Source organism: Bradyrhizobium sp. SZCCHNRI3052 (assembly GCF_032484895.1).
Classification (GTDB): Bacteria; Pseudomonadota; Alphaproteobacteria; order Rhizobiales; family Xanthobacteraceae; genus Bradyrhizobium.
On the sequence record NZ_JAUETW010000011.1, the window covers coordinates 192,811 to 215,330 of the forward strand.

At 65.1% G+C, this 22,520-nt stretch carries 23 protein-coding genes; 8 read left to right on the forward strand and 15 right to left on the reverse strand.

What is annotated here, in order from left to right:
- Position 1: 1 nt before the first annotated feature.
- Complete coding sequence (locus QW887_RS26360) at positions 2–988, forward strand: alpha/beta fold hydrolase (RefSeq protein WP_316186049.1); 987 nt, start codon at positions 2–4, stop codon at positions 986–988.
- Positions 989–1,089: 101 nt separating this feature from the next.
- Here QW887_RS26360 and QW887_RS26365 read toward each other — a convergent pair whose 3' ends face one another.
- The 5 genes from QW887_RS26365 to QW887_RS26385 form a co-directional block, all read right to left on the reverse strand.
- The gene (locus QW887_RS26365; RefSeq protein WP_316187688.1) at positions 1,090–1,902 is read right to left on the reverse strand and encodes an ABC transporter permease; all 813 of its coding nucleotides are present in this window, start codon (positions 1,900–1,902) and stop codon (positions 1,090–1,092) included.
- A gap of 171 nt (positions 1,903–2,073) precedes the next feature.
- Positions 2,074–2,988, reverse strand: a complete 915-nt coding sequence (locus tag QW887_RS26370; RefSeq protein WP_316187689.1) for an ABC transporter permease — start codon at positions 2,986–2,988, stop codon at positions 2,074–2,076.
- Entirely contained in the window at positions 2,985–4,157 is a 1,173-nt protein-coding gene (locus tag QW887_RS26375; RefSeq protein WP_316187690.1) for an ABC transporter ATP-binding protein, read from the reverse strand. The genes QW887_RS26370 and QW887_RS26375 overlap by 4 nt, the downstream gene beginning before the upstream one ends.
- Positions 4,158–4,208: 51 nt before the next feature.
- Positions 4,209–5,771: a glycerol-3-phosphate dehydrogenase gene (locus tag QW887_RS26380; protein WP_316187691.1), complete on the reverse strand. Its 1,563-nt coding sequence runs from the start codon at positions 5,769–5,771 to the stop codon at positions 4,209–4,211.
- Positions 5,772–5,901: 130 nt separating this feature from the next.
- Entirely contained in the window at positions 5,902–8,607 is a 2,706-nt protein-coding gene (locus QW887_RS26385) for an EAL domain-containing protein (protein WP_316187692.1), read from the reverse strand.
- Between the two features lie 211 nt (positions 8,608–8,818).
- On the opposite strand from QW887_RS26385, the gene QW887_RS26390 reads away from it, so the two are divergent.
- A complete protein-coding gene (locus QW887_RS26390; RefSeq protein ID WP_316195343.1) occupies positions 8,819–9,922 on the forward strand; it encodes an NAD(P)/FAD-dependent oxidoreductase in 1,104 nt (367 codons plus the stop codon).
- 182 nt (positions 9,923–10,104) lie between these two features.
- On the opposite strand, the gene QW887_RS26395 is transcribed toward QW887_RS26390, so the two are convergent.
- A complete protein-coding gene (locus QW887_RS26395; RefSeq protein WP_315717551.1) occupies positions 10,105–10,290 on the reverse strand; it encodes a YdcH family protein in 186 nt (61 codons plus the stop codon).
- A gap of 291 nt (positions 10,291–10,581) precedes the next feature.
- Here QW887_RS26395 and QW887_RS26400 point away from each other — a divergent pair, with 291 nt between their 5' ends.
- From QW887_RS26400 to QW887_RS26410, 3 genes are all read left to right on the forward strand, one after another.
- Positions 10,582–10,788: a YdcH family protein gene (locus QW887_RS26400; RefSeq protein ID WP_009028242.1), complete on the forward strand. Its 207-nt coding sequence runs from the start codon at positions 10,582–10,584 to the stop codon at positions 10,786–10,788.
- A gap of 146 nt (positions 10,789–10,934) precedes the next feature.
- On the forward strand, positions 10,935–11,147 hold the full coding sequence (locus tag QW887_RS26405; protein ID WP_315717552.1) for a hypothetical protein: 213 nt from the start codon (positions 10,935–10,937) through the stop codon (positions 11,145–11,147).
- Positions 11,148–11,226: 79 nt separating this feature from the next.
- A complete protein-coding gene (locus tag QW887_RS26410; protein WP_316171496.1) occupies positions 11,227–11,478 on the forward strand; it encodes a hypothetical protein in 252 nt (83 codons plus the stop codon).
- A gap of 48 nt (positions 11,479–11,526) precedes the next feature.
- Here QW887_RS26410 and QW887_RS26415 read toward each other — a convergent pair whose 3' ends face one another.
- Positions 11,527–12,288, reverse strand: a complete 762-nt coding sequence (locus tag QW887_RS26415) for a GGDEF domain-containing protein (RefSeq protein ID WP_316195345.1) — start codon at positions 12,286–12,288, stop codon at positions 11,527–11,529.
- An 87-nt stretch (positions 12,289–12,375) separates the two neighbouring features.
- On the opposite strand from QW887_RS26415, the gene purE reads away from it, so the two are divergent.
- The 3 genes from purE (at position 12,376) to rpsU (ending at position 14,439) form a co-directional block, all read left to right on the forward strand.
- Positions 12,376–12,864, forward strand: coding sequence for a 5-(carboxyamino)imidazole ribonucleotide mutase (gene purE / locus QW887_RS26420; RefSeq protein ID WP_316195347.1), 489 nt, complete (start codon positions 12,376–12,378; stop codon positions 12,862–12,864).
- A complete protein-coding gene (locus QW887_RS26425; RefSeq protein ID WP_316195348.1) occupies positions 12,861–13,970 on the forward strand; it encodes a 5-(carboxyamino)imidazole ribonucleotide synthase in 1,110 nt (369 codons plus the stop codon). Before purE ends, QW887_RS26425 begins: the two co-directional genes overlap by 4 nt.
- Before the next feature lie 166 nt (positions 13,971–14,136).
- Positions 14,137–14,439: a 30S ribosomal protein S21 gene (rpsU, locus tag QW887_RS26430; protein ID WP_315717557.1), complete on the forward strand. Its 303-nt coding sequence runs from the start codon at positions 14,137–14,139 to the stop codon at positions 14,437–14,439.
- 223 nt (positions 14,440–14,662) lie between these two features.
- Here the strand turns inward: rpsU and QW887_RS26435 are convergent, their stop codons facing one another.
- The 8 genes from QW887_RS26435 to QW887_RS26470 form a co-directional block, all read right to left on the reverse strand.
- Positions 14,663–15,571: a hypothetical protein gene (locus QW887_RS26435; RefSeq protein WP_315717558.1), complete on the reverse strand. Its 909-nt coding sequence runs from the start codon at positions 15,569–15,571 to the stop codon at positions 14,663–14,665.
- A gap of 223 nt (positions 15,572–15,794) precedes the next feature.
- Entirely contained in the window at positions 15,795–16,079 is a 285-nt protein-coding gene (locus QW887_RS26440; RefSeq protein ID WP_315717559.1) for a cupin domain-containing protein, read from the reverse strand.
- A gap of 15 nt (positions 16,080–16,094) precedes the next feature.
- A complete protein-coding gene (locus QW887_RS26445) occupies positions 16,095–17,192 on the reverse strand; it encodes an ionic transporter y4hA (RefSeq protein ID WP_315717560.1) in 1,098 nt (365 codons plus the stop codon).
- Positions 17,193–17,307: 115 nt separating this feature from the next.
- Entirely contained in the window at positions 17,308–18,645 is a 1,338-nt protein-coding gene (locus QW887_RS26450) for a sodium:proton antiporter (protein WP_315717621.1), read from the reverse strand.
- A 103-nt stretch (positions 18,646–18,748) separates the two neighbouring features.
- Positions 18,749–19,549, reverse strand: coding sequence for an alpha/beta hydrolase (locus QW887_RS26455; protein ID WP_315717561.1), 801 nt, complete (start codon positions 19,547–19,549; stop codon positions 18,749–18,751).
- An 18-nt stretch (positions 19,550–19,567) separates the two neighbouring features.
- Entirely contained in the window at positions 19,568–20,965 is a 1,398-nt protein-coding gene (locus QW887_RS26460; RefSeq protein ID WP_316186042.1) for an NAD(P)(+) transhydrogenase (Re/Si-specific) subunit beta, read from the reverse strand.
- 45 nt (positions 20,966–21,010) lie between these two features.
- Positions 21,011–21,328, reverse strand: coding sequence for a proton-translocating transhydrogenase family protein (locus QW887_RS26465; protein ID WP_315717563.1), 318 nt, complete (start codon positions 21,326–21,328; stop codon positions 21,011–21,013).
- Positions 21,329–21,339: 11 nt separating this feature from the next.
- On the reverse strand, positions 21,340–22,467 hold the full coding sequence (locus QW887_RS26470; protein ID WP_315717564.1) for a Re/Si-specific NAD(P)(+) transhydrogenase subunit alpha: 1,128 nt from the start codon (positions 22,465–22,467) through the stop codon (positions 21,340–21,342).
- Positions 22,468–22,520 lie beyond the last annotated feature (53 nt).

Sequence of the window (22,520 nt, forward strand, 5' to 3'; positions counted from 1 at the left end):
GATGAGGGTCGGATTTCGTCAGGGACGGTTCGCCGACGCTTCGCGGCCGAACTGGGACGGCGACGGGCCGCGGCCCATCGACTGGTTCGCCTGGTATCCGGCCACGGATAGCGCGATCGAAGCAGCGCTTCCGGTCGCCCCATGGCCGCAAGGATGGTTCGAGGCGGGACCTGCGGCGCTGGATGCGCCGCTCGGTCCCAACGGGACTTGCCCGCTCGTAATGTATTCGCATGGTACCGGCTGCAACGGCCTGCAGTTCGAATGGCTGGCGCGCGAGCTGGCGTCCCGCGGCTTTGTCGCGGTCGCCGTCAATCATCATGGCAACAGCAACGCTGAGCCCTACCGCGCAGAGGGCTTCCTCTGCTCATGGGAACGCCCGCGCGACGTGTCCTTGCTGATCGACCACATCGCCGCTCATCCCGATTTCGAAGGCCGTATCAACCTCGACCGCATCTACGTCGTCGGCTATTCGCTCGGCGGCGTCACCGCCACCGCCTTGCTCGGCGCCATCATGCTCCGCTCGCCGTTCGAGCCAGGCGCCAATCTGGGCCGCGGACCGCGCGAGTTTCCCGATCTCGTCGATCATCTGCCGCGGCTGATGGAGAAGAGCCAGATCTTCCGCGACTCCTGGGGGCGGATGTCGGCCTCCTATCGCGATCCCCGCATCAAGGCTGCGCTGCTGCTGGCGCCGGGCCGATCGGTGCAGGGCTTCTCCGACGAGAGCGTCGCCGCGATCAGCGTACCCGCACGCATCATGGTCGGCGGTGGGGACGCCCTGCTGCCATCCGCGCGCTGGCTGCATGAGCGGCTCAGCGGCAGCACCTTTGATGTCGTTGCCGACGAGGCCGGCCACTATGTGTTCCTGCCGAAGAGCACCGCGCTCGGACGCAGCGCCGACCCGGCGTGCTGCGTCGATCCGCCGTTGGTTGACCGCGGCGCGGTCCACCGCACGGTTGTGGCCGCCGCGTTGCAGCTGTTCGGCGCCTGAGCGACGCTGCCGCAGCATTCTCCGTCATTTTGAGCGCAGCGAAGCAATCCAGAGTCCTTGCGCGGCCCTGGATTGCTTCGCTACGCTCGCAATGACGACTTCTATAATGGCGCAGCGCTCTCGCCGCGATCACTCGACAGCTTTGAAGCTAACGACGCCACGACGATCACCACGGCAATCAGCCCGATCACCAGCGTGCAGATCGCGTTGATCTCCGGCTTCACCCCGAGCCGTACTTCCGAATAGATCCGGATCGGCAATGTCGCCGAGCCCGGGCCGGTGGTGAAGCTCGCGATCACGAGATCGTCGAGCGACAGCGTGAAGGCGAGCATCCAGCCGGCGACCACCGCCGGGGCGATCAGTGGCAATGTGACCATCACGAACGCGCGCAAGGGATCGCAGCCGAGGTCCATCGCGGCTTCCTCCAGGCTGCGGTCGAGCGAGACCAGCCGCGACTGTACGATCACCGCAACGAAGCACATCGTGAGAGTCGTGTGGGCGAGCGTCACCGTCCAGAAGCCGCGCTCGGCCTCCAGCGCCACGAACAGCAGCAGCAGCGACAGGCCGGTGATCACCTCGGGCATCACCAGCGGCGCATACAGCATGCCGGAGAACAGCATGCGGCCGCGAAATCCCTGGCCGCGCGACAGCGCCACCGCGGCAAGGGTGCCGAGCAAGGTCGCCACCGTCGCCGAGGTGGCGCCGACCCGCAGGCTCATCCAGGCCGCATCGATCATGGCGCCGTCGTTGAAGAACTCGTGATACCAGCGCAGCGACCAGCCGCCCCAGACCGTGACCAGCCGCGAGGCGTTGAACGAATAGATCACCAGGATCAGGATCGGCAGATAAAGGAACGCGAACCCGAGCGCCAGCGAGGCGACGTTGAAGCGCGACAGGCGAGAGGGACTAGGCATGACCTCCCCCTCCATCGATCCGGGGGAGGCCCTTTCCGTTCCCTCCCCCCTTGTGGGGGAGGGTCAGGGAGGGGGGTACCCGACAACGACTGCCGATGCGGACCCCCAACCCCAACCCATCCCCGCAAGGGGGAGGGGAGCGAGAGGTCGTGCCTTGCCGCGGTCCATTCATCACCTGCCCTCCTCCAGCTGCCGGCGTTGCAGCCGGTCGTAGAGCAGCAGCGGGAGCAGCAGCACCGCGAGCAGCACGACGGCGATGCTCGAAGCCACCGGCCAGTCCTTGTTGGTGAAGAATTCGAGCCACAGCGTCTGGCCGATCATCAGCGATTTCGAGCCGGCGAGCAGATCGGGAATGACGAACTCGCCGACGATCGGAATGAAGCACAGCAGCGCGCCGGCGCCGACACCCGGCAGCGACAGCGGAAACGTCACCAGCCAGAAGGTCTGGCGCGGCGAGGCGCCGAGATCGGCGGCGGCCTCTTCCAGGGCCGGCTCCAGCTTCGTCAGCGTCGCAAACAGCGGCAGGATCATGAAGGGCAGATAGGAATAGACGATCCCGACGTACATCGCGCTGTCCGTCGACAGCCACACCACCGGCGCGGACACCAGATGCAGCGCGAGCAGGATCTGATTCAACAGGCCGTCATGCTGCAGGATGTTGACCCAGGCATAGATGCGAATCAGGAACGAGGTCCAGAACGGGACGATGACCAGCATCATCGCGATGCCCCGCCAACGCCTGGGCAGCCGCGCCATGCCATAGGCGATCGGGTAGCCGATCAGGAGCAGGATCGCGGTCGACGTCGCCGCGACGACGACGCTGCGCAGATAGGACGCGAGATACAGATCGTCCGACAGCAGCAGGCGGAAATTGTCCAGCGACAACGCAGCGAACGCATCCGAGAGCGACGACAAACCATCAGCCAGCGAGAACACCGGCGTATAGGGGGGCTGCGCGATCGCAGTCTGCGACAGGCTGATCTTGGCGACGAAGGCGAACGGCACCAGGAAGAACAGCACCATCCAGACGTAAGGCGCGATCGCCGCAAATCGCGCCGGACGCGAAAAGATGCGGCGCGCGCTCATCGCTCCAGCACCACGCAATCATCGGGCGTGAACCAGGCCACGACGCGCTGTTTCAGCCCATAGCCGTCGGCGTCGAGTCGGGCCGTGTTGGCTTGCGACGCGTGCAGGACAGCGCCGCCGTCGAGCTTGATCTTGTACACGGTCTTGCCGCCGAGATAGCTCGCATCGGAAATGGCGCCCTCGACACAGTTGATCGCTGCGGCATCAGCCGCCGGCCGGCGAAGCGCGAGGCGGATCTTCTCGGGACGGATCGCGACTGCGACCTTGCTCTCGCTGATCGGAGTGACGGGTTGCGCCGCGGCGAGCTCGCCGGCAGCGGCGGTCGTGATCCGGAGCCGGTGCGACTCACGCGCGGTCACCTCGCCCTCGAACAGGTTGATGTCGCCGACGAACTCCGCGACCCACCGCGACACGGGCTCTTCATATAGGCGGCGCGGTGCAGCGACCTGCTCGAGCCTTCCCGCGTTCATTACCCCGATCCGGCTCGCCACCGTCATCGCCTCCTCCTGGTCGTGGGTGACGATGATGAAGGTCATGCCGAGCTTGCGCTGCAACTCCATCAGCTCGAACTGCGTGCTCTCGCGCAGCTTCTTGTCGAGCGCCGCCATCGGCTCATCGAGCAGCAGCACCTTCGGCCGGCGCGCCAGCGAGCGTGCCAGGGCGACGCGCTGCTTCTGTCCCCCGGACAGTTGATCGGGCTTGCGCTTCTCCAGGCCTTCGAGCCGGACCAGCGCCACCATCTCCGCGACGCGGGTGGCGATCTCGGCGCGCGGCATGCCGGCGCGCTTCAGGCCGAAGGCGATGTTGTCGCGCACGTTCAGATGCGGGAACAGCGCGTAGTTCTGGAACATCATGTTGATAGGCCGCTGATGCGGCAGCACCTGCGCGATCTCCTCGCCCGACAGCAGGATGCGCCCTTCATCCGGCGTCTCGAAGCCGGCCAGCATGCGCAGCAAGGTCGTTTTGCCGCAGCCGCTGGGGCCGAGCAGCGCGAAGAACTCGCCGGCTCGGATGTCGAGCGAGACGCCGTCGACGGCGCGGAAGCTGCCGAAGGTCTTGACGACGTTCTCGATCCGCAGGATCGGCGGCTGAGGATCGGGGCGCGGTTCCGGCAGTAGTGATGCCGCCGGCTCCTCGGCGGGCGCTGGATTTGCGATGTCGTCAGCCATGTCCTGATCAAATCACCCCTGGCCGGCCATAACGCCCGGCCGGTCGGCAAGCTAGCCGCCCATGGATTGCAGCTCAACCGCACAGGCCCGACTATCCCCGCTCGCGTCATCGGCCTGCGGCGAGCCCCGGCCACAGGCGACCGTCGCCATGAACGCGGCGAGCGCATCGCGTTCGGCAGCGGGAAGCGTCAGGCCCAGCTTGGTCCGCCGCCACAGCACGTCGTCGGGAAACCGCGCCCATTCGCGCGTCATGAGGTAGCGGACCTCCGCCTCGGTCAGCTTCGGCCCGAACGCCTGTCCGAGATCGGCCCGGCATCTCGCCCCGCCGAGGATCTCCGCCAGCCGGGTGCCATAGGCGCCGACCAGCCGCCGGGCCTCGGCTTCGCCGAGAAAGCGCCAGCGCTCCCGTGCGTCGTCGACGAGATCCTCGAACCGATCCCAGGCGAAATCGCCACCCGGAAGCGGCGCGCTCGCAGTCCAGCGCGGCGACATCGGGTAGAAGCGCGCAAGCCGCGAGACCGCCCGCTCGGCCCGGTGCCGGGCTGTCGTGACATCGCCGCCGCACATGGTCAGGAGCGGCGCCTTGGCGGGCTCCTTGGCGCGGCCGGCATCAAGGCTCACGATCGTTTCCAATCCCCCGCTGTCGGCGGCACGCAGCACCATCATGTTGGCGCCGGACACGCTCCGGACCACATCCGCGGGCTGGACGTCCGAGCGGAAATAGCGGTTCGCCGCCTTGCAGAGATAGGCCACGTCTGCCGCCGGCACCGCCACCACGGCTGGGTCGCCCTTGAAGCCGTGGGCCACCGTGCCGATCAGGGTGAAATCTTGCTCGTAGGGCTGGGCAAAGATCAGCCTTCCATCCGAATTCTGAAACACGTAGACCGCTTCGACATCGAACAGCCGCGGCACGATGATCTGGCTGACCTGCCGCGCGGTGACCCGCGGCGGCGGCTGACGCAGCACGGTTTCCGCCGTCGAGACGCTCCACGCGCCGGTTGCGTTGGCGAGCGCGCGCGAGGTGACGATGCGGCGATGGCCGCGGTCGATGATGGCGAGCCGCCATAGATGGTCGCGGTCGGCTCGCACACAGCGGGCGCCGGTGCGGATCTCGGCGCCGCGCTCGGCGGCATCCATCGCGGTCAGGACCACCAGGCGGGAATCGTCGACCACGCAGTCGGAATAGTCGAACGCCGTCCCGATCGGACGCTTCAGGGCATCGCCGATCGGATGATGCGTGACGTCGAGCGTCGACGCGGCCGGCAGCCGGTTGCGCGCGGCGAGGCGGTCGTAGAGCCAGAGCCCTGCGCGCAACTGCCATGGCGGCCGCTCATTGGCGTGAGCCGGAATCGCAAAGCGGATCGGCCGCACCAGATGCGGCGCGACCGTGAGCCAGACGTCGCGCTCGGCGAGCGCGCGGCGCACGCGCAGAAAGCCGCGGCGCTCCAGCGCCGCGAGGTCCCCATGCACCAGCCGCGACGTGGCCGACGAGGCGGCACCACCGAGATCGCCCTGCTCGACCAGGATCACGCGCAAGCCGCGGCCGGCCGCATCGCGTGCCAGGCTGACGCCGTTCAGACCGCCGCCGATGATCGCAAGATCGTAGTCCGCCATACGCAAGGTCTTCGAGCGTGCCAGGGCGAATGATCGTAGACCGGCGGAAGTGATTCTCGTAGCGGCCGAGCTGTCGTGCGCGCGGATAAATTCGCGCTGTTGCGCAACAGCCTCTGACCGGAGTGCCTGGTCAGCCCGTCTTGCGAACGGACGCGACGTCGTCGTCGTGAGCGCGACCGACAATGCCGTCGTATTTGTTGATCGGCAGGGGCTTGCCGAGCAGATAGCCCTGAACCGAGTCGCAGCCCTGCTCGGCGAGGAAGCCAAGCTGCTCGGGCGTCTCGACGCCTTCCGCCACGATCGACATGTTCATGCCGTGACCCAGACCGATGACCGCACGAATGATCGCCGCCGATTGCGGATTGCGACCGATATTCATGACGAAGGCGCGGTCGATCTTGATCTTGTCGAACGGGAACGCCTGCAGGTAGCTCAGCGACGAGTAGCCGCTGCCGAAATCGTCCATTGAGACGCGAACGCCGAGCGCCTTCAGCCGGCGCAGCAGCGCGACACCGCGATCGAAATCCTCGATCAGCACACCCTCGGTGATCTCGAGCTCGAGCCTGCCGGGCGCGAGCCCCGTCTCGATCAGGATCGAGTGGACCAGCGCAACGAGGTCGCCATGGACGAACTGGGCCGGGGACAGGTTGACCGCGACCTGCAGCGGCTTCGGCCACGACGCCGCCTCGCGGCAGGCCTCGCGCAGGATCCACTCGCCCATCTCGACGATGAGGCCGCTCTCTTCCGCGAGCGGAATGAAGTCGCTCGGCGGCACGAAACCCCGGACCGGGTGCTGCCAGCGCGCCAGCGCCTCGAAGCCGATGATCTCGCTGGCGTCGACCGTGCGGCCCGAGACGGCCTGCGGCTGGAAGTACAGCGACAGTTCGCCATGCTTGATCGCGACAGACAGCTCCTGATGCAGAACGCGGCGGTCGCGAATCTGCTGATCCATTTCAGGCTCGTAGAAGGTGATGCTGCCGCGCGATTTGGCCTTGGCGCGGAACAGAGCGGCACCCGCATTGGCGAGCAGCGACGCCGGATCCGAACCATTGTGCGGGAACACCGAGATGCCCGTCGTCAGCGCGGTGCGGATCGACTTGCCGTAGATCTGGAAGTCCACCGCGATCGCTTTCGCCAATTGCTCGGCCAGCGCCCTGCCCGTTTCCGGCTGCTTGCCGTCGATGATCAGCCCGAACTCATCGCCGGAGAGACGCGCAACCACCCCGCCGCGGGCAACGGCGTGGACGCGGCGGGCGACCTCGATCAACAGCTTGTCGCCGATGGCGTGGCCGAAGACGTCGTTGACGTCCTTCAGGCCCTTGAGATCGACGTTCAGGACCGCGAACTCCTCGTCCGTATCCGCACAGGCCTCGATCATCTGGCTCAGGGCCTGCAGGAACGCGGCGCGGTTCGGCAGATCGGTCAGGCCGTCGTGATAGGCCATGTGCGCCATCCGCGATTCGGTCTGGCGCCGGTCGGTGACGTCCTCATAGGTCTTGATCAGATATTGCGGCTCGCCGGTCTCGCCCAGCACGGTTGCCCGCCGGGTCAGGAACAGCCGCAGGCCGTCCTTGGTCGAGATCGGATGTTCCTCGGTCAGAAGGCCGCGCTTCTTGATGGCGGCTTCGTCGCGCGCCGTGATCAGTCTGGCCTCGCGCGGATTGAAGATGTCGGCGGTGGTCAGGCCCGTGGCGTCCTCGCGCTTGCGGTTGAGGATGATCTCGGCGCTGCGGTTGGCGAGCAGATAGCGGCCGTCGCTGACGCTCTCGACGATGAGCGAAACCGGAATGTTGTCGACGACCAGTTCCAGGAACTTCTTGCTGTTCTCCAGCTCGCGGCTCAGCGATCGCCGCTCCGTGGCATCGTCGAACAGCGCGATGAGGAATTGCGGTTCGTTCTTGTCGTTGCGTGCAACGACCCGGTGGGCGTCCAGGATGCGCTTCTCGTCACCGCGTTGAACCACGAGTTCGCTGCAATAGGTGGTGCCGGGCGCCAGCATCGCTTCGCGATCGGCAGCCGCGATGGCAGCCGCGGTCTCCTCGCCGAACAGGTCGCTCGGGCACCGTCCGATGATCTGATCCCGTGGCACCTGCGCGAACTGCTCGAACGCCCGGTTGGCGAAGATGTAGCGACCGTCCTCGATGTTCTTGGCGGCGACGCAGACGGGAACCTGATCGACCACCGATTCCAGGAACTGCTTGGTCGAGGCGAGCTCGCGCTCCAGCCGGTGCTGCACCGTACAGTCTTCATGGATGCCGATCGATCCTCCGGTGGGAAGACGGAAAATCTGGGCACGCACCACACGTCCGTCGGGCAGTTCGGTCAGGCACCCATCCGGAGCCCGCGCCTGGCGAGCATAGTCCTCGACCGTCAGATTGAGCAGGCCACGCTGCCGCCGCAACTCGACCAGATCCCGGCCGGTGCAACCGGGCGGAATGTCGGCCCGGCTCATGCCGTAGATCTCGAGAAAGCGATGGTTGTAGAAGACGACGCGGTTGGCGGCGTCCGTCAGCATCAGCCCCTGGCTCAGATTGTTGAGCGCGGAGCTGATGAAAACATTGCGCCGCAGTTGTGCTCGCTTGGCGCGCCGCAAGGCCGAATGGATCCAGATCACGACCGACGCGAGGAAGGCGCAGACGACAACGCCGGCGATCAACACCTTCCAGAGCACATCCGGCTCGATGGTGGCCAGGTAGCCGGAGGGCGAGAAATCGGAGGAAGCGGCCCAGGCCCGGGTCGGCGCAGCCGCCCACGCTGCCATGGCGGCCACCGAGGCCGCAACGACACGCGCAGAAAACGCGTTTCGGTCGCTCGCCTGCCAATTCTTGCCAGCCATCAATCACCCGCGGTATTCGGCGACAGTATCTGGCTTCACCTATTGGGATCGGGTAAACGGGTTCTGCAAACTTCGAAAAAGACGAAGCAAATTTGGTCAATGGCGCCTTATGATGAATGGTTTGCTAAGGGCCCTCGCACTCCGGACCGGGGTTCCGCCCACCAGGGATTGCAGCGAGGCATGACTTCTCCCAATCGTCTCAGGACTATGCATGGATAGAGTGGATTGCGTCGTCGTTGGCGCCGGCGTCGTCGGACTTGCCGTCGCACGTCAATTGGCGCGGGCCGGACGCGAGGTCATCATTCTCGAGGCGGCCGAGGGTATCGGAACCGTCACTTCGTCTCGCAACAGCGAAGTGATCCACGCCGGCATCTACTACAAGGCCGGGAGCCTGATGGCCCGCTTCTGCGTGGCCGGCAGACGCCTGCTTTACCGCTATTGCGACGACCATGGCGTGCCCTACCGCAATTGCGGGAAGCTGATCGTTGCGACCAATACGGCCGAGACCGAGAAGCTGCAGGGCATCCGCGCGCACGCCGAAGCCAATGGTGTCGAAGGTATGCGGCTGCTATCCGGAACCGAAGCGCTGGCGCTGGAGCCGGCCCTGGCCTGCCAGGCCGCGCTGCTGTCGCCGTCCACCGGCATCCTCGACAGCCATGCCTTCATGCTGTCGCTGCGCGGCGAGATCGAGGATGCCGGCGGTGCCTTCGCCTTCCAGACGTCGTTGCTGCGGGCCAAGGCGACCGGGGGATCGATCGAGGTCGATGCGGGCGGCGCGGAACCGATGACGCTGAGCTGCCGGCTGCTGGTGAACGCCGCCGGCCTCGACGCGCCCGAGCTGGCGCGGCTGATCGACGGCATGCCGTCGTCGCTGGTGCCGACGGCCTATCTCGCCAAGGGCAACTATTTCAGCTGCAGCGCCCGGGCACCGTTCAGCCGGCTCATCTACCCGGTGCCGGAACCAGGCGGCCTCGGCGTGCACCTCACGCTCGACATGGCAGGCCAAGCCAGATTCGGCCCCGACGTCGAGTGGATCGACCGGATCGACTATACGGTCGATCCGGCGCGCGCCGAGCGCTTCTACCCGGCGATCCGCAAGTACTGGCCGTCGCTGCCGGATGGGGCGCTGATGCCGAGCTATTCCGGTATCAGGCCGAAGATCGTACCGCCGGCCGTGGCGTCGCAGGATTTCGTCATTCAGGGCCCGCGCGATCACGGGGTGCCCGGACTCATCAATCTGTTCGGAATTGAATCGCCTGGATTGACGTCATCGCTCGCGATTGCGGCTCACGTCTGCGATCTCGCCTCGAGCTGAAGACCCCAGATATCGCGATGAACGGCGTGTCGCGATAGATACGCCGGGAGACAACGCAGGCAGATGCGTCCGCCTCAAGTATATCGCAACTAATTTGATTGGAGTTGCGTCTGGGATGGACTCGTCACCATCCCAGGCGCACGGTCTTACGATCAGATGATACGGCGGATGATGGTCACATGTCAGTGAAGTGTTTCGCTGGTTACCTGTCTCAAGCGCTCGATCTCATCCTTCACCATCAGTTTGCGTCGCTTCAGTTCGACAATTCGCAGGTCGTCCGTCGATGGATGCAGGAGAGCTTGATGCAATTCGTTTTCAAGAACTTTATGCTTACGCTCCAGTTCAACGAGATGCGCCTGAATGGCCATTCGAAACCTCCTCGGTAGGTGAACCTGAGATTCGACCAGGGCTAATGAGTGTACACAAGTCGCTTGACCTGTCGATGGGGCCAAAAGACCGCACATGCAAATTTGAGCGCCGTGTGTAACGAAGCGTGAGCAGATCCGGACGAATCTAAAGCCGGCGCCAACCTGAAATTCACGGGACAGCTGCACCGATCTTGAGGAGTGCGACTTGCTTATCAGCTTCGCAGGCGCAATATTTGCGCCCGCCTTTCGCAAGGCTTTCCACTTCCTTCCGCTTTTTTGCTATCATAGATCATGGCTGACCAAGACGAGCGCGAACTGCAGGCCGAACTCGCGCGCCTGCAGCAGGAGCACCGCGATCTCGACGCGGCGATCGACGCTTTGCATCAATCGCCCGCCCCCGATTTGTTGCGGCTGCAACGACTGAAGAAGCGGAAGCTTCTGCTACGCGATCGGATCGCCTTCATCGAAGACCAGATCACGCCCGACATCATCGCCTGAGGCGAAGCGTCAGCACGGCTGACCGTATGCACACAAGCAATACGCAACAGAGGTGCAGGATTTGCCGAAGCGCCTTGACAATAAGAACAAAAAGAGAACAATCGGACCATCCCTCGTAACCCCTGACGACAACAAGGATGGTTGTGATGCCCGCCTCCTTCTCCCCACAGGATCGCCTCTATGAACAGGCCTGTGACCAAGCCATCGCGATGTGCGACGGCAATCTGCGCTCCACGATCAAGGCGCTGATCATGGCGAACGAGTATCTCGAGCTGGAGCTGCAGGAGCTGCGGGCGGCAATCTCCTGCGGCTGCATGCCCAACACCATTTCGGACGATGCGCAGAACAATGCGGCCTGAGCCCTAGGCCGTCGAGGCTTTCCGGACGATTGCCACCGCGCTCGCTCGCAGCTTCGACGAAGGCCGGGAGGTGCGTGCAATGCCTGACATCACCTATTACGTCGCCATGCCGTTCAGACGGGACGAGGCAGGGATGCTGGTCGCAGGCGCGGCCGAGGAATGCCAGAGCTCGTCCGCAGCGCTGCGTCGTGCCGAAGCGATGTCGCGCTTGCCGGACAACATCGGCGCCATTGCCTTCAGCCGCAGCGGAGATCCCTTGCTGGGGGAATTCTGCGACGCCCGGCTGCTGCACAAGTTCGGCGAGTTGCCCGACGATCTCGGCGAGTTGTGAGCGCCGTGCACCGCAAGCTCTGTCATCGGCGCGAACGGCCCACGAGCGTCACCGCTGGTCGCCCGACAGGGCTGTGCCGTGCGCGGGGCTCTCGTACCTCCGCTGGGCCTTGCGCATATACATCGCACGGTCGGCTTCCTCCAACGCACGCACTGGGTTGACGCGCTTGTCGAGAAGGGCAATCCCGGCCGACGCGCCGGCACGCACGGTCTGATCGCCGAAGGTGAAGGTCAGGCTGTCGATGGCCTGTTCCAGCTCCGTCGCCTTGGCACGTGCGTCCGCCGCGCTGAGGTGCCAGAGCAGCACGCCGAACTCGTCGCCGCCGAGCCGACCGATCACGTCGGAGGATCGGACATGCTCGCCGAGGACACGCGCAACCGCCTTCAGGACCTCATCACCGGCGGCATGGCCGAACGTATCATTGATCGGTTTCAGCCGATCGACGTCGAGCACGATGAGAGCACCGGTCGCGTCGTAGCGCTTGATGAAGGCGATGGAACGATGGAGTTCGCGGGCGAAGCCGCGACGATTAAAGATGTCGAGCAGGAAATCGCGCTCAGCGGAGGCCGTCAGCTCGGCGATCCGGGCCTGTGCTGTCGCCAACTCGGCCTTGAGGCGTCGGATCGTGTGCCGCGCGCCTGCCGGTACGGAACCGGGTTCAGGAGCCCGCGCGCGCCGCGAAGGCCGATGACGGTACCGGGTTCTTCGCTTTCCGGCTCGCCACGCGGCCGCCATGCGCTTCTTTTTCATCGGACACCTGCCGCGCCATCGTTTGGGCTTGCCGGGCTTGACCAAGACAGGATAGTCCATTCGGACCTCCATGCCATGGCTTGCCGCTGTCAGGACCGATCCTATACTCCGGCCCATGCTGATGGATTCCCGAGAAGAATTGAGGTCATGACCGCCCCGATCGCCATCATCATGGGAAGCCAGTCGGACTGGGATACCATGCGCCATACCGCCGAGACGCTTAACGCCCTGGGCGTGAGCTACGACGCCCGGATCGTCTCGGCGCACCGCACCCCGGACCGGCTGTATGCTTTCGCCAAGGGTGCCAAGGCGGCGGGCTACAAGGTCGTGATCGCCGGTGCCGGCGGCGCCGCCCATCTGCCGGGTATGACGGCCTCGCTCACGGAACTGCCCGTGTTCGGCGTTCCCGTCGAGTCGAAGGCGCTGTCGGGGGTCGATTCGCTGTATTCCATCGTCCAGATGCCGGCCGGAATTCCGGTCGGAACGCTCGCCATAGGCAAATCCGGCGCCATTAACGCAGCGCTGCTGGCGGCCAGCGTGCTCGCTCTCTCGGACTCCGCGCTCGCCGGCCGTCTGTCGGCTTGGCGCCAGGCGCAGACCAATGCGATCGCCGAACGTCCGGAGGGCACGGCGTGACCGACTCCAATCGGGTGAAGCTCAAGCCCGGCGACACCATCGGTATTCTCGGCGGCGGCCAGCTCGGCCGCATGCTGGCGCTTGCTGCGGCGCGGCTCGGGCTGCGCTGCCAGGTGTTCTCGCCGGACCCGGACTCCCCCGCCTTCGACGTCGTGCTGAACGCAACCTGCGCCGAATATGCCGACGTCGAGGCGCTCGAGCTGTTCGCCAATGACGTCGACGTCGTCACCTACGAGTTCGAAAACGTCCCCTCGGCTGCGGCCCTGGTGCTGGCGGCCAGACGCCCGGTGCTGCCGCGGCGTTCGGCGCTCGAGACCACCCAGGATCGCCTCACCGAGAAGGATTTCGTCACCTCGCTGGGCATCGGCACCGCGACCTATGCGGATGTGTCCTCGGTCGCCACCTTGCGCGAAGCCGCGTTCCGGATCGGCTTACCGGCCGTGCTGAAGACGCGGCGATTTGGCTATGACGGCAAGGGTCAGATCAAGATCCACCAGGGTGACGATCTCGAGCGGATCTGGGCCGAGCTCGGCACCAAATCGGCCATCCTCGAAGCGTTCGTTCCGTTCGAGCGCGAGATCTCGGTCGTGGCGGCCCGAGCGGCCGACGGTCAGGTCGAGTGCTTCGACGTGACCGAGAACGAGCATCGCGATCACATCCTGAAGGTGTCGCGGGCGCCGGCGCGTATCCCTGATGCGCTCGCCGACGAAGCCAGGGACATTGCCAGCCGGATCGCGACCGCCCTCGACTACGTCGGGGTGCTGGCCGTGGAGATGTTCGTGGTGTCGGACGGTCCCACTCAAGGCGTCCTGGTCAACGAAATTGCCCCGCGGGTGCATAATTCCGGCCACTGGACCCTCGATGGCGCCTCGATTTCCCAATTCGAACAGCACATCCGGGCGATCGCCGGTTGGCCGCTCGGCAAGCCGCTGCGCCACGGTCACGTCACGATGACGAACCTGATCGGGGACGAGATCGACAGCTACGAGCAGTGGCTCACGGTTCCGGGCGCCACCGTGCATCTCTACGGCAAGGGCGCCGCTCGTCCGGGCCGCAAGATGGGGCATGTGACCCAGGTCTCGCCACTGCCGCCGAGGCAGGGCTGAAATAAACCGCTCCGGCGAGGTTAAACTTGCGGTCAAGAGCCCGTCAGCGGGTGGACAGCGAGGATGTCCTCTGATACACGGGCGCGCTCAAGGTCAAGGGCGCGGCCATCTGCCAGCCCTGGCTTCACCAGATTTCAAACCGATAGACTGAGAAAGAGGATGCCGCGTGCAGGTTCTCGTTCGCGATAACAATGTCGATCAAGCCCTCAAGGCGCTCAAGAAGAAGATGCAGCGTGAGGGCATTTTCCGCGAGATGAAGCTTCGCGGCCATTACGAGAAGCCGTCCGAGAAGAAAGCCCGCGAGAAGGCCGAAGCCGTGCGTCGTGCGCGCAAGCTGGCCCGCAAGAAGTTGCAGCGTGAAGGCCTGCTGCCGATGAAGCCGAAGCCGGTGTTCGGCGCTGGCCCCGGCGGTGACCGTGGTGCTGGTCGTGGTCCGGGTGCAGGTGCCCGTCCCAGCGCGCCGCGCTGATCTGGCCAGATTGATCTGACGTCGTCTGAAGCGCGGGCCTTTGGCTCGCGTTTTTGTTTTGGGCGCCTCCTTTTGATTTCGCGCCTCCTGCCATCCGGCGACCAGGGTCAATCCGGGCTGCGCCGCCGCTCCTCGCATCGCTGCAGAGTTCGCCACTCCAAAGAAAAAGCGGCAGACCGCCCCGGCCCACCGCCTCGATCACGTCCGCGAACGCTTCGATCGGCTACTTCGGCAACACCGAGTGGAACACCGATTTGGCTGCGGACATCATGTCCTGCGCCACGTTGGACATCTGGTCCTTGATCGATGGATCAGTCTTGTCGGCGCGCAGGTCGAGCGGACGCAACTGCTGGATAGGGATCTCCGCCGGAGGCGTCGGGCGCCCGTCCGGCTGCAATGATCCCGTGTAGGGCGGGCTCGAGGCCGACGGCAAGGCAAAGCCCTGCTCGACCGGTGGCGCAGACACCGTCACGGGAGGCGGCAGCGGACGGACCGGAGACACCGGTGGCGCGACGGTCGCGATGCGCGGCGCCTCGCCAGCGCCCCGGGGTGCGTCGCTCGACGGCTTCTCGACAACCGCCTTGCCGGTACCTTCGCTCGCGCGCAACCGCTCGATCGCCGCGCGGGCGAGATCAGCGGCATCCCGGCGATCTTCCTGCTGGGTCGCTGGGGCCTCGGCCGGAGTACCGCGCGCAATCAGTTTTTCCCGCGGCGACGCGGGATGGCGCGAGGCCTGCGGATCGGCCGGGAGGCTCGCCGTTTCGGCCGGCTTCACTTCGACCGCCTTCTCGGCGGCCTTGTCGGCCAGCGACTTCTCCGACACGCCCTTGGCCTTGATGCCGGGAGCGGGAATGCTGGAGATCTCGTTCGACGTTTCCGCCGGCTTGGCGTCAGACTTGGGATCGGCCTTCGCTTCCAGCTTGGCAGGGTCGGTCCCCTTGCCCGTGGATTTCGGAGCGTCGCTCTTTGAGCCGGTGAGCTTGGCGTAGGCAGCCGACGCCACCGACGCCACGGTCGATGGCGGCGAGTCCGGCTTGGTGTTGATGTAGTGATTGACGATGTAGGCCCCGATGATGGTGGCAACCACCGACGGGATGATCTCCATGGCGAACTTTGTGAGATATTTCAGCATGCTGACCACTCCCGCGCGGTATTTGCGGGAACTTTGAGGCACAATTAAGGGACCATCCCACACCTTCCGAAGCTCGCAGACTGCACTCCGCGCAGACGCGACCGCCGAAAAGTCGTTTCCTGAAATCCTTTGAAACCGGAGCCAGCAATCCGAGGGTGTTGCCACAGCTTCCGGATCGCCGGCTCAAGATACCACAATCAGCGGCATCCCGGTAAACAATTGGTTACGGCTTCAATTCAACTTCGAGGAAAACGATCTCGGAACCGGTCTCGTTCAGCACATCGTGTTCGACACCGGCCTTTCGGAAATAGGATTTGCCGACCGCGAGCTGCGCCTTCGAGCGCTCGCCGGACGGCGCCACGATCGTCATCTCGCCCGCGGTGACCGGCACGATCACGTAATCCATCTCATGAACGTGGCGCCCCGTGGCACTGCCGGGCAATAGCCGCCACTCCGTGACGCGGACTTCGGGCGTATCGACCTGGACGTCGGACTGAGCGCTGAGCATGCTGGATCTCTTGAATCAGGGGACGAAGAGCAGGAACACGAATATCGCGAACACCACCATGTGCACCAGCCCGAACAGGATGTTCGTCCGTCCGGTGCCGAAGGTCAGCATGCTCAGGACGAAGGTCAGCACCAGCAGCACTGTTCCCTGCGGGTCCAGCCCGAGGACGAGCTGCCTGTCGAGCACATGGGCGGCGACCGCCACTGCCGGGATGGTCAGCCCTATGGTGGCGAGCGAGGAGCCAAGCGCGAGATTGATGCTCTTCTGAAGGTCGTTGGCGCGGGCGGCCGAGAGGGCGGCGACACTCTCCGGCAGCAGGATCAACAGCGCCACCAGCACGCCTGCGACCGCCTGCGGCGCCCCCGTTGCGGCAACGCCGGCGTCGACCACCAGCGAGAACTTCTTGGCAAGCAGGACCACAGCGAGCAGTGCGACCAGCAGCAGCCCGACACTGAGCAACAGCTTCGCACGCGGCAGCCGGACATCGTCATCGGCGAACCCAGCCGAGCCGCCGACGAAATAATCCCGATGGCGGGTGGTCTGCGTATACAGGAACACCGCGTAGAGCAGGATCGTCACGACGCTGACGAAGGCGATCTGCACGGCAGAATACACCGGACCAGGCGACGTCAAGGTATAATTCGGCAGCACCAGTGTGATGGTTGCCATCGTAAACAGTACGCTGAGATACAGATTGGCACCGGAGACCAGCACGTCCTGCTCGCGATAGCGCAGGCCGCCGATGAAGATGCAGATGCCGGCCAGGCCGTTGCACACGATCATGACGACCGCGAACACGGTGTCGCGGGCCAGCGCGGGCGCAGCCTTGTCGCCGAGCATGATGGTGGCGATCAGCGCCACCTCGATCACCGTCACCGCCAGGGTCAGGAGCAGCGTGCCGAACGGCTCGCCGATCTCATGCGCGATCACCTCGGCATGGTGCACGGCCGCGAACACCGTGCCGAACAGGATCACCAGCAGCACCGCGGCGAAGACCACGCCGGCGGCCGAAGGCGTGAAGTCATAATGCGTCGCCGTGACGATCGCGACGAGCGCGACCGCCAGGCCGGGAAAGATCACCGATGATGCGGGCGTTGCGCCCCTTACGCTCATGATTCGCGTCCTTCGATCCGTTCTGTCCGACTATGCGCGACCGCGAGGCGATCGTCACGCGGTCCGGCCGTGACCGGGTCAACCTGGACGGTCTCTGAAAGTGCCGTCGATCAGGTCAATGCGGGCTGAGCAGCGGATGGATCGGAAGCACGGTCAGCAGCACGAACAGCGGAATGAGGACGGCACCTGCCCGCAGCATGTAGCCGAAGAAACTCGGCATCTTGATGCCGCGCTCAGTGGCGATCGCTGCGACCATGAAGTTCGGCGCATTTCCGATATAGGTCAGCGCGCCCATGTAGACTGCGCCCATCGAGATCGCCGCCAGCGTTCCCGAGAGCTCGCCCATCAGCAGCTTGGGATCGCCGCCCGCCAATTCGAAGAACAAGAGATAGGTCGGGGCATTGTCGAGGAAGGCCGACATCAGCCCGGTGAACCAGAAATAGGCGACCTCCCGCGGCGCGCCGGCGGGTGTCGTCACGGCATCCAAGAGCCAACCGAAAGAGCCACTGCGCCCCGCATTCAGCATGGCGATGACCGGGACGATCGCGGTGAAGATCGCCGCGAACAGTTTGGCGACCTCTCGAATCGGCTCCCAGTTGAACCCGTTCGCCTCGCGGTGCTCGTCCGGCGTCAGCCACAGCGACAGTCCGGCGATCGTCACGAGGACGGCATCGCGCACGAGGTTCTGAAGCTCGACATGCGTGCCGAAAACGTCGAAGGAGATGCCCGGCTTCCAGGTCGCCGATAGCAGCGTATTGGCAACGATCGCGGCGATCAAAACGACATTGATGAGGCCGCGAATGCGCACCGGCTCCCTTGTTACGGACGCTTGCGACGCAAGCTTCTCCGCGCGGAAGCGCCACCAGTCGGTAGCGGCAAAGACGATGAGCAGCAATCCGGCGACGATCGCGGTCTGCAGCCAGAGATGTTGCGTCGTCCAGAAGAAGTCGACACCACGCAGAAAGCCGACGAACAGCGGTGGATCGCCGAGCGGGCTCAGTGCACCACCGACATTGGCGGCCAGAATGATGAAGAAGATCAGCACATGCACATTATGCGGCCGGCTCAGATTGGCGCGGATCAGGGGGCGCACCAGGATCATCGCGGCGCCCGTCGTGCCGACGACGCTCGCGATGATCGTGCCGAGTGCCAGGATGGCCGTATTTGTCGCAGGTGTACCTCTGATGTCGCCGGTCACCAGGATTCCGCCGGCCACCGTATAGAGGGCGAACAGCAGCACGATGAAGCTGAGATACTCGGCGAGCAGCGCGTGGACGAAGGCGGCGAGCGCCGTGCCGAGCCCTGCATTCCAGGTCAACGCCGCCAACGTCATCAAGGCCCATGCCGCGGCGATCTTTCCGTAGTGATGATGCCAGAACCTGGCAAACAGCAGCGGCCCGAGCGCAATCGACAACAGCAGTCCCGCGAACGGCAGCGCGAACGGCCAGGTCATCGCGGAGCCGTTCAGCCCGGCCGCATGCGCCTGCACTGGCAGGCTCCCAAAGACAAGGAGTAGGATGGTCCCGCGCAGGGCCGGCCACCGCGATCCACGGACGTTACGGATTGTCGATGAAGCTCTTTGCCGTCTCAGTCGCACCAAAAAGATCCAGGTCGTTATGTCCGCCGTCGGGAAACCGTACGAAGCGCTTTGGGTCATGCGCAAGTGCGAACAATCGTTCCCCGAAGCGGATCGAAATCGCCGGATCCCGTTCGCCGTGCATGATCAACAGCGGCACATGCACATTGGCGATGCGCTGGTCGGAATGGAAGCGGTCGAGCATCAGCAGGCTGACCGGGACGACCCTGAGCATCGCGGAGGCGACGTCCACGGTCGACGTATAAGGGGCTTCGAGGATCAACTTGGAGATCGGATGCTCCGCCGCGATGGCGGTGGCGACACCGCTGCCGAGGGAAAAGCCCCAGGCGACGATCCGTCCCGCCTCGTAGCGCTCTGTCGTGAACGCATAGGCGACTGCGGCATCTTGCAGCAGCCCGGGCTCACTGGGACTGCCGCTGGACCCCGCATAGCCGCGATAGGAAAGCGCAACGAGACCGGTACCGTCGGCCGTGAGCGCCTTGAAGCGCGACGCCACGCCGGCAAGAAAATCGCCATTGCCCGGGAAGTACAGAACGACCTTGCGGCCCGGCTTCGCCGGCACATGCCAGACGATGACCCGCTCGCCATCGGCCGAGGTCAGCACATGCTCCTCAGCCTGAGGAAGCCCGGCTGCAGCCGGTGCCGTGCGGCCGACCGGCGGAATGGGAAACAGCATCGCACGCTGGCGGACGAACAGGGTCGCAAGCACGATGCCGTAGACCGCCGCCACGACGATCAGGAGCCATTTCAGAAACGTCATGGCTCCCGACGCCGTGGGCTACATGCCCTTGACGATGTTCTCGGTCATCTTCTTGGCGTCGCCGAGCAGCATCATCGTGTTGTCGCGGTAGAACAGCGGATTGTCGATGCCGGCATAGCCCGAGGCGAGCGAGCGCTTGATGAACATCACGGTGCCGGCCTTCCAGACTTGCAGCACCGGCATGCCGTAGATCGGCGAGGACTTGTCCTCTTCGGCCGCCGGATTGGTGACGTCGTTGGCGCCGATCACGAAGGCGACGTCGGCCTGGGCGAATTCCGAGTTGATGTCCTCGAGCTCGAACACCTCGTCGTAGGGAACGTTGGCTTCGGCGAGCAGCACGTTCATGTGGCCGGGCATGCGGCCCGCGACCGGATGAATCGCGTATTTCACCTCGACACCTTCCTTCTTCAGCGTGTCGGCCATCTCGCGCAGCGCGTGCTGCGCCTGGGCGACCGCCATGCCGTAGCCGGGGACGATGATGACCTTGGAGGCGTTCTTCATGATGAAGGCGGCGTCGTCGGCCGAGCCGAGCTTGGCCGGCTTCTGCTCGCCTGTCGCCCCGCCGGCCGCTGCGGTCTCGCCACCGAAGCCGCCGAGGATAACCGAGATGAAGGACCGGTTCATCGCGTGGCACATGATGTAGGACAGGATCGCACCGGACGAGCCGACCAGCGCGCCGGTGATGATCAGCGCCGAATTGCCGAGCGTGAAGCCGATGCCCGCGGCCGCCCAGCCGGAGTAGGAGTTCAGCATCGAGATCACGACCGGCATGTCGGCGCCGCCGATCGGGATGATCATGAGCACGCCGAGCGCCAGCGCCAGCAGCGTGACCATCAGGAAGTCGAAGCCGCCGCCGGTCATCACCAGGCGGATCACGAAGAAGACGAGCGCGACCGCGAGCGCAATGTTGATGATGTGGCGCGCCGGCAGGATGATCGGTGCACCGCTCATCCGCGCGGACAGCTTGAGGAAGGCGATGACCGAGCCGGTGAAAGTCAGCGCGCCGATGGCGACGCCGAGCGACATTTCGACCAGGCTCTGCGGATGGATGTTGCCGGGCGTGCCGATGTCGAAGGCTTCCGGCGCGAAGAACGCGCCGGCGGCGACCAGCACCGCGGCCATGCCGACCAGCGAATGGAACGCCGCCACGAGCTCGGGCATCGACGTCATCGGCACCCGGCGCGCAATCACCGCACCGATACCGCCGCCGATCGCAACGCCGAGGATGACGAGCACCCAGGCGATCGCATCCGCCGGTGGATGCCCGGCCAGGGTGGTGGCGACCGCAATCGCCATGCCGGCCATGCCGAAGAAGTTGCCTTGCCGGCTGGAGGCCGGGCTCGACAGCCCGCGAAGAGACAGGATGAACAGCACACCTGCCACGAGATAAAGGAGTGCCGACAGATTGGCGTTCATTGCAGATGCCCCGTTGTGCCTGTCATCCCGCGTCGTGCGGCGTTGTTACCTGGACTTCTTCTTGTACATCGCCAGCATGCGCTGGGTGACGAGGAAGCCGCCGAAGATGTTCACGCAGGCGAAGATCAGCGCGACGAAGCCGAACGCTCGCGCCAGACCGCTGCCGCTCGAGAGCATGGGAACGCCGACCGCCAGCAGCGCGCCGACCACGATCACCGAGGAGATCGCATTGGTCACCGACATCAGCGGCGTGTGCAGGGCCGGCGTCACCGACCACACCACGAAATAGCCGACGAAAACCGCCAGCACGAAGATCGACAGCCGGAAAACGAAGGGGTCGACGGCTTGGACGACATGTTCCATGGCTCTGCTCCTTAGGCCTTCGGCTGGAAGTTCGGGTGGACGATGGCGCCATCCTTTGTCAAAGCCGTGGCCTTGACCAGCTCATCGTCCCAGTTGACCGCCAGTGTCTTTTCCTTCTTGTCGATCATCGTCTCGATGAAGGAGAACAGGTTGCGGGCGTACAGGCCGGAGGCGGACGCTGCGACCCGGCCGGCGAGATTGGGGTAGCCGATGATCTTGACGCCGTCGATCTCGACAGTCTCGCCGAGCTTGACGCCCTCGACATTGCCGCCGCGCTCGACCGCGAGGTCGACCAGCACCGAGCCCGGGCGCATCGACTTCACCATCTCCATGGTGACGAGGCGCGGCGCCGGACGGCCGGGGATCAGCGCGGTGGTGATGATGACGTCCTGCTTCTTGATGTGTTCCGCCGTCAGCGCCGCCTGCTTGGCCTGGTACTCCTTGGACATCTCCTTGGCGTAGCCACCGGCCGTCTGCGCGTTCTTGAACTCCTCGTCCTCGACCGCCAGGAATTTGGCGCCGAGGCTCTCCACCTGCTCCTTGGTGGCGGGGCGCACGTCGGTGGCGGAGACCATGGCGCCGAGCCGGCGCGCGGTTGCGATTGCCTGCAGGCCGGCGACGCCGACGCCCATCACGAAGACCTTGGTCGCCGGCACGGTGCCGGCCGCAGTCATCATCATCGGGAAGGCGCGACCGAACGCCTCGGCGCCCTCGATCACGGCGCGGTAGCCGGCGAGGTTCGCCTGGCTCGACAGCACGTCCATCACCTGGGCGCGGGTGATGCGCGGCATCAGTTCCATCGCGAACGAGGCAATGCCGGCATCGGCCATCGCCTTGAGCGCGGTATCGTTGCCGTAGGGATCCATGATCGCGAACACCAAGGCGCCACGCCGGTAGTTGGCAAGCTCGGAGGCTTCCGGCCGCTTCACCTTGATGATGATGTCGGCGTCCTTGAGCGCATCGGCGCTCACGGTTGCGCCCGCCGCCGTGAACTCCGAATCCGGCAGGCCGGATTTGATGCCGGCGCCGGGCTCGACCGCGATCTCGGCACCCAACGCCTTGAACTTCTTCACCGTGTCGGGAGAGGCGGCGACCCGCGGCTCCAACGGGTCGATTTCCTTGGCGACGGCAATCTTCATGAGGCCTCCGGCGCGAATGCGCGCGCGAGCTTTAAGAGGGCGGGACGTCCATG